Genomic DNA, 15100 nt, shown 5'->3' on the forward strand with positions numbered 1-15100 from the left:
CGTATTGTTTCCTACCTACAAGTTTTAAAACTATATACTTATATGGCAGTTATTCGCCTATAAATGGTGATATTTTGTATGGGAAATTAATGGAGTAGACACTATTATTTTTGAAACATACTTAAAACAATTTTCCTTATACAAGCCAGAAGGGTTTAAAATTGTAATTATACACAATGCAGGGTTCCATTCAACAAAAAACATAGAGGAACCTGAATATATATATTCAGAATACCTCCATATTCCCCTGAACTAAACCATTGCGAACAAATATGTCAATACATGAAGCAACGTTATAAAAATCAGCGATTTCAATCTATGGAAGACTTAAGGACCTGGCTACACGAATCTGTCAATAATATGAGTCGAAAAACTATTAAATCAATTACCGGAAACCATCATTATTTAAATGCTTTTATAGCGACATTATAAAATGAAATTGGTGTTAAACATCAATTCTTCATAATTTAGTATGCCCTTGACACTCTTCTTTTTTTATTAAATGGTTGAAATAATTGACTTATTTTCTTAAAGGAATTGCAATATTTGGATAATCTGTAATAATACCATCAACGCCTATTTTAAGTAAATTAATCATATCCTCTTTTTTATTTACGGTCCAAGGAATTATTTTCAGATTATTATTATTATTATTATGTATCATTTCAACTTCATTTTTATTCAATAGAATGTAATATGGGCTGTATATTTCTGGTACAAAACTTAACATTTTCATATTCGTTTCAAAATCATTTTGATACGTTAAAAATGCCAAAATAAATGCTGGATATGTTTTATGAATATATTCTAAAACTCTTGAATCAAAACTTTGTATCGTTATTCTTTCTAACGGTAATTTCGCGTTTTTTAATTGCTCAATTACAAGATCAGAAAATTCAGCAACAGAAGGTTGAAATCCGTTTTTTTCGTCTGTTGGTGTACTTTTAAGTTCAATATTGTAACGAATTTTATTATTTTCCGCTTCAGCAAAAGCGATAACTTCAGACAATAATGGTTTATAAGTTTTTTCTTTTTCCTGCAATAAAAACTTCGGATTTCCAATAGAACCAACATCGTAACTCTTTATCTTTTTGTATTTATTTTTATAAATATTAAAAGCCAAAGCATCTTCTTTTGTGATATTTTTTCCTTTTGAATCTAAAGTAACCTCATCATTTAACCAAGGCTCATGAGAAACAACTACCTTGTTATCTTTACTAATAACCACATCTAATTCTAACGTGTTGACACCTAAAGCTAATGCTTTTTCAAAAGCTTGAATGGTGTTTTCTGGAGCTAAACCTCTAGCACCTCTATGACCTTGTAAATCAAAACTATATTTTTGTTGTTTCTCTAAAATGACATCGTCTATAAAAGCCACTGTTTGATTGTATACATTTCGCCTATCTTTAGACCTTAAATCGCAACCTATAACATGATTTCCTGCTTCTGGAAAAGCTTTTTTTACTTTTTTATTTTCCGGAGTTCCTAAACTATCAAACATTTTTAAAATTGCCGGAACAGAAACAACTTGATCTTGCTCTTCTTCATTTTTATAATAATAACCAACAAATGTAGGCGTTTTTACTTTTGAAAAAGTTTGAGGTGTCATGGTCTTTATAATCATCTTAATTAAAGCTTCATATCCATCTACATGATAAATTGTAGACCAGTATTTTGCTTCTTCTTCCGGTCTCGTTTGTTTTATAATTTCACTTCCTTTGTTCATTTTTATAAATCCTGCTTTACCTTCTGGCGTAACAATTGTTTTAAAAGCAGGATTTATAAGATCTATAAAAGGAGAATACATGATTAATCCTGCAATAGAACTATCTTCTGAAGCTAACTTTAAACTTAAAGATCCACCTGTAGAAGTACTTACTAGAATTACTTTTTCACCAATTAATTTCCCGATAGATAACGCTTCCTTTGCTGTTTCTAAATAATTTTCTGGAGTTAAATCTTTAAAACTATCCGCTCTTTTAATACCGTGCTCTTTTAAACGTGACATGTAAACATTAGCATTATATCTTTTAGAAAGTTTACTCATAATGGGTTCTCCTTCTCTACTACTTGCACCAAAACCATGTAAGTACACAAATGCTATTGGAGATTGTTTTTCTTTGTAGTTTTCTGACCAAATAATTCTGGCTTGATTGTTCGGCTTTATATTTTTAGTGTTGCTTTCTTTGGCATTCACAATATTTTCTATGTTTTTTACTGATTGTATTTCTTGTGCTTTAATAACAAAACCAAAAGTTATTAAAAATATAAATGTGAAAAATGTTTTTTGCATACTTATTGAATTTAAAAAGCTATCCAATAAAACGTATTAGATAGCTTTTAGTTTTACTAATATTTATATTAAAACGTTGCTTTTACTTGTACTCCAAAAAACCTTGGAGCACCTGAAATAAAAGTAGGAATACCAAATGCACCACCTGTATTCCCTGCATCAACAATAAATTCTTTATCTAAAGCATTCGTAATATAAAAATTAATTTCATAATCTTTATTAATAACAAAACCGGTTCTAAAGTTCAATAAACCATATTCATCTTGAGAAATATCAGGTAAATTTGTTTCTTCAAAAAATACTTTAGATTTATAAGTATATGTAGGTCTAAAGAAGTAATCTAAATTTTTATTGACATCTAAATTGATATTAAAACCTGCTGAAAATGAGTTTTTAGGTGTTAATCTAAATGTATTTCCAGCTAATTCTTGTGGATTTCCATCAGAATCTTCATCATCAAAAGAAGCATCTATATAACCATAATTAGCAAAAAAGCTTGACGTTTTTGAAAAAGCATATTGTAAAGCCATTTCAAAACCAAAAGAGCTTGCATTACCGCTATCTTCTGTTGTATTTGTTAAAGCCCCATCTTCTAATTTAGCTACCGATGTTTGAAAGTTTGAATAATCATACATATAAGCATTTACATCAAACTGTAATCTATTATTTAAAAATAATGATTTTGCACCTACCTCATAAGACCAAACAATTTCATCAGATAAAATATTAGTTTCTGTTGCTGTTACATTGATCACATTAGGCCTTCTACCTCTAGAGGTTGTACCAAATAATGTAATCTCTTCATTTATTTCATAATTTACAGCAAAACGACCCACTGCTGATAAAAAGTTTTCACTAGCTTCTATTTTACCATTTGTTGGTGCAAATAATGTGTTTGGATAATTTCCTGATAAATACCCTAAATAAGAAGGTGTTTCTGTATCTATAACCTCATAAGCGGCATTTATATTTTCTAATGTTGCTCTTAATCCTAATGTAAATGATAATTTATCAGTAACATCATAAGAAGCATCAGCAAAAATATCTCCAGAATAATTTTTCCCGTAATTTGTATAAGCTTCTTTATTAAATGAATTTAATGGTGCGCCTGCAATTGCACCAAATGTAGTTGGGTCGTTTGGAATAGCTGATAATAAAACTGGAACACCACCAACAACAAGGTTAGCAGGATCTAATAATAACATAGCCACACTTCTTTCATCATACTCCCAAGGCACACTTTGTGAACCATCTTCATAAAAGAAGTTAGTTCCAAAAAAACCTCTAAACTTATCATCATTATCAAAATTAAATCTAAATTCTTGACTAAATTGTTTTCCTATTGATATTTCATTAAAGAATAACGCAGGTGCAGCAGTTCCATCTGCATCAAAAGCTTCATTAGAATCAAACTCTCTATAGGCACTTGTAGAGGTTAAATCCCAAACATCATTAAACTCGTGTTTTAAAATAGCGGTTACACCCCAAACAGTTCTGTCCAAACCTAATTCTTCACCTCTTTCTAAATCAGCAAAAGTATTTGGGTTTGTATCTCCACCTAAAGGTGCATAAGTTCCACTTTTAAAAGAAGTTCCAGGTGGTGTATCTTTTTGCCAATTTGCAATGACGTCTAAATTGGTATCAGCATTTATTAGATATTTAAATGAAGTTCTAAAAGCCAACGTTTCTTTACCGTTTAAATCTCTACCAGAAATATTTTCAATAAAACCATCTCTTCCATTATAAATTCCGGCTGCTCTAAAAAACAATTTATCTCCTACTAAAGGCGCATTAAAATGCCCTGTAGCTAAAAATTGATTAAAATTACCATATCCTAATTTTATAGATCCCGATTTTTCATTTTTCGCTTTATTTTGGATAATGTGCATGGCTCCTATTTGAGCTCCTCTACCAAACAATGTTCCTTGCGGGCCTTTTAAAACCTCTACACGTTCTATATCGTATAATTCTACAACTGAACCTCTAGACTTACTGATAGAAACTCCATCTTGAAAAATAGAAACTCTTGGTTCTACTCTAGAATCTCCACTATCACTTGTAATGCCTCTAATTACAATACCTGGATTATTAACACTTTGAATTTGCACTTGAAAACCAGGCACATATTCTGACAAAGCATCATATTCAAAGGTTCCTTGATTTTCAATAAAGTCTGTTCCATAAGATGTAATGGCAATTGGAACGTCTTTATTTTTTTGTTCTCTTTTTTGTGATGTTACTAAAACACCTTCCAACATATAAGAACTTTCTTTTAATGTAAAATTCTGAATAGTTTCTGTAGTTGTAATTTCTACCTGTTTATTAATTGCATTATACCCCATGTATGATACTTGAACTACATAAGTATTATTTGGAATTTTTTCTAATAAAAATGTTCCATTAACATCAGACGTTGTTCCCATAGACAGATCTTTTATAAAGATACTAGCCCATATAATTGGTTCTCCTTCTTCGGTAGTAACTGTACCTTTTAATGTGCCTGTAGTTTGGGCATTAATATTGATTATACTAAACAGTATAAATGATGTAAATAAAAATTTAAAGTGCATTATTAATTGGATTTTAAAGAATTGTTATAAAATCCAAATTTATGGCCGCAGTATTACAACCTTGTTAGGTTAATGTAATTTCACAGTTACTTTTTTATCTGTATTTAGTTTATTTATATGAAAAATTTACATAATCATAATTCATTGGATACATTATATTAATTTTGAATATTCGTTTTGTTGTATCCCTTCTTAATCGGGTCATTCCAAAAATAACAAATCTATCAAAGAGTTTTCCTTTTGTTTTATGATAATTAACCAAAAAAATATTTAAATTTTAATCAAAATAACTTCTCCAGGTTTTATTAAAAATGCTTCATTAATTTTAGATGTTTTCACTTGAGTCTTTACATCTTGTTTTCCTAAACATTGAATTGTTAAAACACTATCAGAGTATTTTATAAACATATCCGAACTTTCAGAAAACTCAATTTTAACGCTATTCAACTCCAAAGATTTTGCCGAAAAAAGCACGACCTCATGTCCTTTAGACAAACTCGAAGCAGCTTCTCCTGTAATGTTATAACTTGAAGTATTTAGTTCCCACCCTTTTATTTTGGGCATTTTGACATTTTCATCAATTCTATTATTATAACCCTCATAAGGATATAAAGCCGTAATAAAACTGAAATTATTTTCGTTCATTTTTGAAACTACCGACCATTGTTTACCACGTTGTCCAGAGTTTAAAACAGCATCGGCTTTATTTATTTGTAAAATATCCAATCCAGAAGCATCATCGAAACTAGAACGAATTAAATTCGCTCCTTCTTCTAAAGTATAATGCCCTTGCCAAACCTGTTTATAAGTATGCTTTTCCTCAGATGTAAAATTATCTTTTACAATCCAAAAATCATCCTTTAGATAAATGACTTGTCGGTTATATTTAACACCTATATTTTCAAACCCGTCATGACTTCCTATAAAAATATCTAAATCCTTATTTTTCTCCCACGCAGTTATTTTTGGCTTAGGTAAATTTAAAAACTTCCCAAAACCGCTTCCTCCTTTGTTAGACGTATATTGTTTACCTATTAATTCATCATCAACCAAAGCCACATTTTTTGTCATAGAATTTTTAAAAAGCTCCAAATCTTCCAAGGAATAACGTACTTGATAATTTGGTAAAACAACTTTTCCGTTGGCCATAGCTTGAACACCTAACATATCCCCATGCTGATGATCTGGCTTATCGGTATCTAAACCAGCAGAAATAATCATCATTTTATCATTCTTCTCCCAACCTTCACGCATTATGTAATAACCTGTAGTTGCAAATTCTACCGATTTCATACTTGGCGATTTAGATTCAATATCACTCAACATCTCTAACTGCTTATCGGTAACATACCAAAACATTTTAGCGTCTACCTGACTATTGGCAAAATAGCCCATTTTAGGTGAATCGAACAACAAATAACCCAACGTTAAAGCGCCAGAAATATTATTTTTTTCCGCCCAAGGATCATCAGTATCATCAGATAAAACAGGAGCCGATTTATCGGGATACGCCATTTTTGTTAAACTTACAAAAAGGGATTTCAATCTATCTTTCCAAAACGGACTCACATCTAGATTACTCATTTTTGCAAGCTGATAAACGTAATAATAATTACCAATATCACTCATATGATAATGTACCGTACGCTCAAACTGAAAACCATCATCATTTATTTCTTTAGATAAATGCTCTTCCAAAAGTTTCATAGCGTGATTGTACCATATATCTGTTCCTTCAAAATCCCTAAGTAATATAGAAAGCATGGCTAAAGCCGACAAACCTCTTGTTTGGTGATTACCTGCATGAAACTTAGCGTTATGTTCATACAAATGCTGACCATGCTGTAAAAGCGTTGCTATAGTGATTAACTCATCTTCATCTGTATAACTTTCTTCCCCTAAAAACAAATTATGAATTTGCAACCAATTTAAAACTCGGTAACCAGACCTAAATGATTCGAAAACACCATTTCCATCTTCTATTTTTTCGTATTGATCAGAAGCAAGCGCAGTGTTTAAAGACTTTAATTGATTTTTAAAATAATCTAGATATGTAGTGTCCTTGTTTCTATAATGATATAAATAAGCGATATCGATCATTTTATGCTGGCGTGCCAAATGCCTCATAGCATAAGCGTTTACCGGTTCTCCATTTTGGTAGTTAAACGGGAGTTTCCATTGTGTAGCATCTGGAAATTTTGCTATATGATCTTTGGCTCGTTCTATATGTGATTTTTCCGCGGAAGCGTATAAACTTTTATACTCTAAAAAGCGTTCGTCTTTATTCTTCCAGTTGAAAAAATAACGTTCGGAAAATTTTTCTCGCAAATAATTAGCAAGAACTGCTATTGATATTTCACTTTCATTACCTAATTGAACCTTTACACTTTCCTTTAAATAATTAGAGAGTTCTTGATTTTCAATAATACTTCCAGAAGGAATATCTTGAGCGTAAATAGGTGAAATTATTCCAAGAAAAAACAGTATTAAAATTAATTTTGAATGCTGCAAACTTCTTTTCTTTAATATAAAATATACTTTAATTGAAGCTGTAGAACAAAACATTTTAATGCTGTTTTAATGATTTTTTAAACTGAAGCGTCTTTTAATACATTAACGTCATTTTTAAATTCTCTTCGGTTTTAATTTTACCAGAATTACTGAGTTCGTTATCCGATTCGTAATTCTCTTTAGCTCCCCAAAGAATGGCAACATAATCAACCTTATTATTTTTAAAAGTATTTTTTGTAAGATTTACATAAACAATACCTCTATGATTTAACAACATTTTGTTTGGTTCTTTTTCTCCACAATTAGTAAATGTGCTGTTTGTAACGTTTAGATTCCCACCAATGGTAGACTCATCGTAACCTCCGCGATAATAATCAATCACGTTTTGTTTTACATTATCAAACGTACAGCTATTTACTGTTAGATATTCTGTATTATAATCACCTCTATCGTTTGTTTCTTCAGATAATTCTAAACCATTTTCACAATTTGAAATCGACGTGTTTTCAAACGTGATTTTTTCTGCAAACGATTCTTTATACACTTTTAAAACATAATTAAAGTCGCTTATCTCACAACCAGAAACTGTTAAGCCAAAATGGTTAGACATATTTTCTTTTAAACTTGCAAAAGCATAATTTGAATTATTTCCAGTAAGAATAATGTTTTTAATATTTAAAATTCCGTAAGGATTTAGCTCAAATACCGGCGTATTCTCTAATCCTTCAAACACTATTTCAGCCTTATCGCTTCCTTTAGATTGAATTGTAATGGTTTTATTAATTACTATAGATTTTGACACCTGGTGTTTTCCTGGATTTAAAGAGATAATATCTCCTGCTTTAGCTGCCGCTATTTTAGCTTCTAATTGCCCTTTAGTTGCAGTAACTTCTATAACATTAGGCTCTATAATTTCAACTTCATTAGAATACCAGCTAGCTCCATATTTAGTTTTATCTAAAATTGGTGGAGCATTTAATTTCCCCTGAATTGTTGCACCGATAGAGTTATTATCTACTCGAGAATTTCCAAAAAGATCTTTGGTAATGGTTTCAAATCCAAAGCCTTGATATATATCAAATTCACCTGTTAATTTAGGCAAAAAAATATTCTCACTAACTTTTGTTAATTCAAATTTATTGGCCTCAATTCTTTCTTTGTTACCAAAATCTACACCTTGATTATTAATTATGTTATTACTAAATCGAACACCATCGGCCTTATCATGCTCAATAATTACATTTTTATCTCCTGTTTTATTATAAATAATATTATTAGCAACGTTAGTTCTAAGGGCTCTTGCCGAACGAATTTCCGATTTTGGTAACACATCTGCTTGAGCTATGTTAGTACCAACTCCAAACTGCCAAGGCGATTTACAATTTACATAAGTATTATATGCCACCACAACATCTGTAACTTGATTATATCTATTTAATGGTGATTTTGGTATTCCGTTCATAACAGCCAATGGGCTTCTGAAGTTTTCACCAATAATATTATAGAAATAATTATTTATAACCCAATGTCCTGTGTTTACAAGTCTAATTCCTCCAAAGTTTTTATTCACACCATCTCCAATAAAATAATTACCATCAATAACAGCATAATTACCATGGCGTGTTACCACAGAACCTTCACTTTTATAGAATACATTATTTCTAATTTCATTGAAATTTGTTTTGCTAGAAATAATTTCTACCTCTCCATTACATTCTTCAAATAAATTATTAGCAATAGTTGTATTACTAGGCGACATAGATGTAAAACTACTACCTAATTGAATAGACTCTCCTCGCGCACCACCTTTTCTTGGTCTTGGCCCAAAATGATTATTTACAATTTGATGATAATTTCTAATACTTTGATTGCCTTTTAAATCTACTCTAAGTGTTGGACCACCATTAGTTTTACCGGCAATATAACAATGATCTACTTGATTATGTTTTCCAAAAAGTTGAATCCAAAGATCATCTTTATCACGTTGTTTTTGGTTGAAATCTAAAATCACACAGTTGGTAACCCTAGAATAGTTCGCTACTTCTTCTTCACTAGTTCTAAATGCAATAACATTACTTGTTGGTGTATAACCATTTCTAAAATACAAGCCTTCTACAATTAAATAATGTCCCGCAATTTCTAAATTAGAAACACCTTCAATGAATACTTTGCCAGGAGTTTCTGCACTTAAAGTAATTGGAGCTTTCTCTGTCCCTTCACCAACAAACTTTATTTCTACATTTTCCCAAACACCATTTGCTAAAACAATATTATCTCCGGCTTTTGCATTTGTTATAGCTTCATACAACTCCTTATTAGTCTTAACTAGAGTATCCGAACTCTTAACACTTTCCTTGCAGGAAAAAGACAATGCAACTACCAATAAAAGGCAAACTAACTTATTCATAAAAAATATTTTTGATAATTTAAAAATAAACAAAAAAGAAGGCCAATTACAACAAAGACCTTCTTTTAAAAACAACTAACTACTCAACTATAATTTTTTTAACCAAGCTTATTTTTTAAAGTGCTCATTCTTAAAAGATAAACACCTCTATTTAAACTTGAAATATCTATATTATTATTTACTAAATTCTTCCCTAAAATTAACCTTTCATCAAAAGTGCTATATATTTCTACAAATACCACAAGCATATAAGAAAAAAGCGTTTTGTTTTCATACTTAATTTAGACGAACAACATCTTGGAAAACCAAATTGGTTAACCAGATTGGTTTTCCAAATATATGCATAATTTCAAGGTATTCAAATTTTTTTAACACAAATATTTGATAATTGAGCATATTATAAGGTTAAAATCCTATAGCTTAACAAACGTTAGAACATCCACAAATACCTTCCAGCTTAACTACCTCATGTAAATAAAGGCCTTTACGGAATATATATTAAAAATAAAATCTAATGCAACGAGAAATCGCCTCAATAAGTTTGAAGAAAAAAAATTATAAAAAAAGGGATATAACTCTTAAGATGAGACTAATAATCGAAATACCAATTAAATAAATCGGTTCTAATTCCGAAATTAAACCAAACAGTATTGTTTTTAAACGTTGTTGTTGTAGTTGCGTCTGGGTTAAAATTTCGAACAGTAATATCTGTAAATATTTTTAAGTTGGACGCTGGATTAACAACATAACCCGCTTGCAAATTACCATTAAAAATATTGGTTTTTATTCCCTGCCCTACTTCTACACCAGAGTCGAATGGACGATCGTTATAGTTTTTGTAGATATCACCACCGTAACTAAAGCTGTCTGTATCATCATTAAAATCTAAACCTCGTACACCAAAAATTAACTTAGCATCTGCAAACCACCGTTTGTAATGATAACGACCAATAAATATAGCTTCACTAAAATTTGCGCCCCAAAGATGCGCCATAGACTGATTATTATGTCCGTAATTTGTAGCTATCGTGTTATGCGAATACGTGTAAGGACGAATGCGATTATATTCAAATTGAAGCAGTAAATTTTCAACCTTAAAAGCATTAAAATATTTAACACCCAATTGATAACCAAACTTATTCTTCCAGCTTCTCTCTCCTGCTTTTACATCGGCTAGGGAAAATTCATCTAAAACAAATTGGCTATATAAATTTATATGATCATTCCATTTATATTTTGCTGTTGCTCCCATTATAGCGTTTCCAGCATCTTGACCTGTTTCAAACTCTATAGCTCTATAAAAAATAATAGGGTTTAAGTAATTTACATCAAAACCACGACTGTTTGAGTCTGTCCAAATTACAGATTCAAATAAACCTAAATTAAATCGTTTTGAGACATTCCAACTTAAATAATGGTTAGCCATATATTTTGTTAGAAACGCACCATCTTCAGTTACTTCCGGACGTACATCCTTTAACCACATCCATGTATTGGTGTATTTAATTTTCCAGAATTTAGTGTTTAATTTTAGAAACGGGTGCGGACTAGCAACATCGCTCAATAATAAAGATCGGTAACCATCTCCAATAAAGTTTTTACCATGACCAAACTGGACATTTATAAATTTTGCAGGCGCATAAGACATATAAGCCTCCGCTACCGGATAATCATAAGAATCCGTTTTAAATCGTTTTGCAATACCACGACCGGGTATAATTGCAGGATCGGGACCAAAAGCTTTTAAACTCTCGGCATATCGATTTACATAATCGGCAAAACGTCCTTGACTTTCAAAAACAGAAGCTTGGAAATTAAATTTTTCACCCAAACCACCTTGCACTAAAAACCCACGTGTATTATTGTAAGTTGAACTGAATTCGGCATCTGTATCTTTACCTACTTCTAAATCGAAAATAGGATCGATTGTAAACCAATAATCATCACTTTGTAACTGCACCAAATGCTCATTCCAAAGTTTTTGTCCAGCCCATGTTTTAGTTTCACGTTCTAAAGCTTCTTTTTCCTCATCAAAATCATAATACGGCGCTACATCATCATAAACAAATGGTTTTGAAGCTGTGTGGCTGTTTGTACCAACAAGATTCATTTGTCTATCAAATTTGGCATAATCACTATGTGTAAACTGAATATTTAACTGACTGTTATAGGCTTTATTTTCAAAAGCTTTTAAATCCTTATCAACTTTATCAAACTCTTGTTTTGCTTCTTCTTCTAATTTAGAAATTAGATTTATGTCATTAGTTTTCTTCGTATCTAAACTTGTATCAACTAAAGGAATTTTAATTTGAAGCGAATATTGCTTAAAAGTAGCGCGACCGTAATAAGTAGCAGGTTTAATTTTAGGAAGATCTGAAAACACTCTTTTTGCTTCCTGTTTTAATTCACTATAAACCGCATCGACATAAATTACTTTAAAATAACCTGTTGTATCCACTTCAAAAAGCACAACCACTTCACCTTTATAATTTTCTTTTATCACCTTTTCGGGTACCTTAAAACTATTATAAATATGTGCATGAACTTGATTATCGAAACATTTTTGTTGTTTATCAAAAGAAATACTATCGCAAGCAGGAAACACTGGAGGTTTTTCTGAATACGAGCTACTTTGAGCATTCCCAAAATATTGAACCAAAATAAAAACTAGTACAAGTATTTGTTTCATCACTTTACTGGGTATTGATAAATAGTATAAAATTTATTTAAGCTCGAAAGATACTATATTTTTTAGATTTTGAAGGGCAACAAACCTTCTTCATTTAAACAACAAAGCCGTTAACCTATATAGGTTAACGGCTTTTGCTTAATTATATTGAGTATTTTAATTTTGCACACTAAATACTATGGGCAAAGTATAAATAACTCCTACATTTTTATCTCGCTGTTTTCCAGGGGTCATTTCTGGAATTTTATTGATAACACGTTGAGCTTCTTTCTCTAAATCGGGATGTGTTCCTCTCGTTTTTATATCAGTAACATGTCCTGTTTTATCAATCTTAAATTGAGTTCGAATTACTTGTTTTCCTGATAAGCCAAGTTCACTACCTAAATTGGTGTCAAATTTTTTCTGAACTAATTTGGTTATTTTCTCAGACATACATTTTCGCTTATCTAAATTGGTTTTTCTGTTTTCACAACCTGGGTAGATAGGTACCTCTTCAATAGTCATAAAATCTACTGGAGGCTCTTCTATTGGAGGACCTACAACTACTACATCTCCAATCTTAATTGGATCAGACGTTGTCTTCTGCTCTGCTTTTTTAATATTTAGCGCTTCTTTAAGTGGTTCATCATTATCAATCACCTCAACCTTGTCTATTAACTTTGTTGATTTTTGTGGTTCTGGTTGAACTTCCTTTACTGGTTCAACATAAACTCTAAAATTTTCAATTCGAATCTCTTCTGGTCCAGGATCAAAATTAAACCCAGTATCTGTGGGTATTTCGGATTCAAACTTCATTTCAAAAAGTCCGTATACCATAAATAAACAGATGATTAAACCTACTTGAAAGTAAAGGGTGGAGTTTTTTTGTAAATTTGCATCATGCTTTTGCGACTTTTTCACGATTTGCTCATTTTGCCGAATGAGTTCGTGAGTTTCCTTTGGATTACTCATAATTATTAAAATTTAAATGTTAATATTATGATAAAGTTGCAATAAGCATACCAAAAAAGAAATCCCGCTACAGAAATGTAACGGGATTTTATATTTATATCACTGTTAGTTAACAGCCATAAAGAAACTTAATCTTGAACTTGGAATACAATAGGTAAAGAGTAAGGTACTGTTACTGCTTTTCCACGTTGCATGCCTGGTTTCATTTTTGGCAACATATTGATAACACGTGCTGCTTCTTTTTCTAAACCTGGATGCGGTGCTCTTGAACGAACTCCAACAACATTTCCTGTTTTATCAATTTTAAAGATTACGTTTATACGTTGTCTTCCTGAGAGACCTAATTCACTAGCCAACTCAGTATTAAACTTCTTAGTAACGAATTTTTGAATTTTTTCTGACATACAAGCTTTCTTTGCCGCATTGTTTCCTTTTTCGCAACCAGGAAAAACTGGTACGTTTTCAATAACTGCAAATGGAACTTCAATATCTTCTTCAACTTCCATAACCTCTACTTCTTCAACCTCAACAATTTCTGTCTCTTGATCAACTTCTGTAGACTCTATAACAGTCTCTTCAATTTCCACTTCATCCTCAACAATCTCAATAACATCTGGAGCTGCTGGTGGTGGTGGTGGTGGTGGTGGAGTTTGCATTAAGTTTGTAATTGGAATTTCTTCTTCAATTACTTCATCCATACTTACCACTCCTATATCGGTAACTACATCATCATAAGTTTTAAAATTAATAGCATAGTTCGTTAAAAATAACATTAACGCTAAGCCGATTGCAAAATAGAGTGAACTGTTACGTCCAACATTTGCTTTAGGATTTTTTTTAGGTTCCATAGATTTAATTAGTTTATCAAGATTGCTAAAATAACTATTTATTTATCAAAAAAACAAGTCTTTATTGCTTTTTAACTTGTATTTTATTTATTCGCCACAATATTAAAGCCGTTAATAAAGCTCCCGAGGTGTTCGCTATTACGTCGTAAATATCCATTGAGCGATAGTCCGTCATTGTACCTTGCAACACTTCAACAACTATGCCAAACACTACTGCGAATACAGTTGCAGATAATAAAGCTCTCATTTTTTCAAATTTTATATTGAATATAAAAGCACCATACCACAGAACTACAAAAACAGCATATGCACCAAAATGAAATATTTTATCACCATTAGAAACATTTATCTTTGGCATGTCTTTAAGCGACATTAAGCAAGCCGCACTCAAAACAATGGTATATATAACAGCAAAGACTAGTGCAGATTTTTTAAGCACCAATAAGAGCTTTATAATCATCGGCAGACATTAACCCATCAATTTGAGAAATATCAGAACATTTTACCTTAATCATCCATCCATCTCCGTAAGGGTCGGTGTTTACCTTTTCTGGCTCATCTTCTAAGGCTTCATTAAACTCAATAATTTCACCTGATATTGGTAAAAACAAATCAGATACCGTTTTTACAGCTTCTACCGTTCCAAAAACTTCTTCAGCTTCTAAGGTTTCGTCTAAAGTTTCTACTTCAACATAAACAATATCTCCTAATTCACTTTGTGCAAAATCGGTAATACCAATTGTAGCAATATCATTGTCAACTTTAATCCACTCGTGATCTTTTGTGTATTTTAATTCTGCTGGAATATTCATTTTAATTTTATTTATT

At 31.2% G+C, this 15100-nt stretch carries 10 protein-coding genes; 1 reads left to right on the top strand and 9 read right to left on the bottom strand.

Annotated features, from left to right (window positions below; all coding sequences use genetic code 11):
• The first annotated feature begins 270 nt into the window (after nucleotides 1-270).
• The gene (locus tag GQR97_RS19945) at nucleotides 271-432 is read left to right on the top strand and encodes a hypothetical protein (protein ID WP_368736168.1); all 162 of its coding nucleotides are present in this window, start codon (nucleotides 271-273) and stop codon (nucleotides 430-432) included.
• An 88-nt stretch (nucleotides 433-520) separates the two neighbouring features.
• Here the strand turns inward: GQR97_RS19945 and GQR97_RS19780 are convergent, their stop codons facing one another.
• The 9 genes from GQR97_RS19780 to gcvH form a co-directional block, all read right to left on the bottom strand.
• On the bottom strand, nucleotides 521-2296 hold the full coding sequence (locus GQR97_RS19780) for a glycerophosphodiester phosphodiesterase family protein (RefSeq protein WP_233267600.1): 1776 nt from the start codon (nucleotides 2294-2296) through the stop codon (nucleotides 521-523).
• 68 nt (nucleotides 2297-2364) lie between these two features.
• Nucleotides 2365-4866 carry a TonB-dependent receptor gene (locus GQR97_RS04340; RefSeq protein ID WP_158845783.1) on the bottom strand — a complete coding sequence of 834 codons (2502 nt, stop codon included), beginning with the start codon at nucleotides 4864-4866 and terminating at the stop codon, nucleotides 2365-2367.
• Between the two features lie 270 nt (nucleotides 4867-5136).
• On the bottom strand, nucleotides 5137-7431 hold the full coding sequence (locus GQR97_RS04345) for a heparinase II/III family protein (protein WP_158845786.1): 2295 nt from the start codon (nucleotides 7429-7431) through the stop codon (nucleotides 5137-5139).
• 40 nt (nucleotides 7432-7471) lie between these two features.
• The gene (locus GQR97_RS04350) at nucleotides 7472-9784 is read right to left on the bottom strand and encodes a chondroitinase-B domain-containing protein (RefSeq protein ID WP_158845789.1); all 2313 of its coding nucleotides are present in this window, start codon (nucleotides 9782-9784) and stop codon (nucleotides 7472-7474) included.
• A gap of 589 nt (nucleotides 9785-10373) precedes the next feature.
• A complete protein-coding gene (locus GQR97_RS04355) occupies nucleotides 10374-12473 on the bottom strand; it encodes a gliding motility protein RemB (protein ID WP_158845793.1) in 2100 nt (699 codons plus the stop codon).
• Nucleotides 12474-12629: 156 nt separating this feature from the next.
• Nucleotides 12630-13424 carry an energy transducer TonB gene (locus GQR97_RS04360; RefSeq protein ID WP_158845796.1) on the bottom strand — a complete coding sequence of 265 codons (795 nt, stop codon included), beginning with the start codon at nucleotides 13422-13424 and terminating at the stop codon, nucleotides 12630-12632.
• A 128-nt stretch (nucleotides 13425-13552) separates the two neighbouring features.
• A complete protein-coding gene (locus tag GQR97_RS04365; RefSeq protein ID WP_158845798.1) occupies nucleotides 13553-14272 on the bottom strand; it encodes an energy transducer TonB in 720 nt (239 codons plus the stop codon).
• Nucleotides 14273-14333: 61 nt separating this feature from the next.
• Nucleotides 14334-14732 (bottom strand): VanZ family protein, encoded by a 399-nt coding sequence (locus GQR97_RS04370; protein ID WP_158845801.1) that lies wholly within the window; start codon nucleotides 14730-14732, stop codon nucleotides 14334-14336.
• Complete coding sequence (gene gcvH / locus GQR97_RS04375; protein ID WP_158845803.1) at nucleotides 14704-15084, bottom strand: glycine cleavage system protein GcvH; 381 nt, start codon at nucleotides 15082-15084, stop codon at nucleotides 14704-14706. The genes GQR97_RS04370 and gcvH overlap by 29 nt, the downstream gene beginning before the upstream one ends.
• Between the last annotated feature and the right edge of the window lie 16 nt (nucleotides 15085-15100).

Source organism: Algibacter sp. L1A34 (assembly GCF_009796805.1).
GTDB lineage: Bacteria > Bacteroidota > Bacteroidia > Flavobacteriales > Flavobacteriaceae > Algibacter.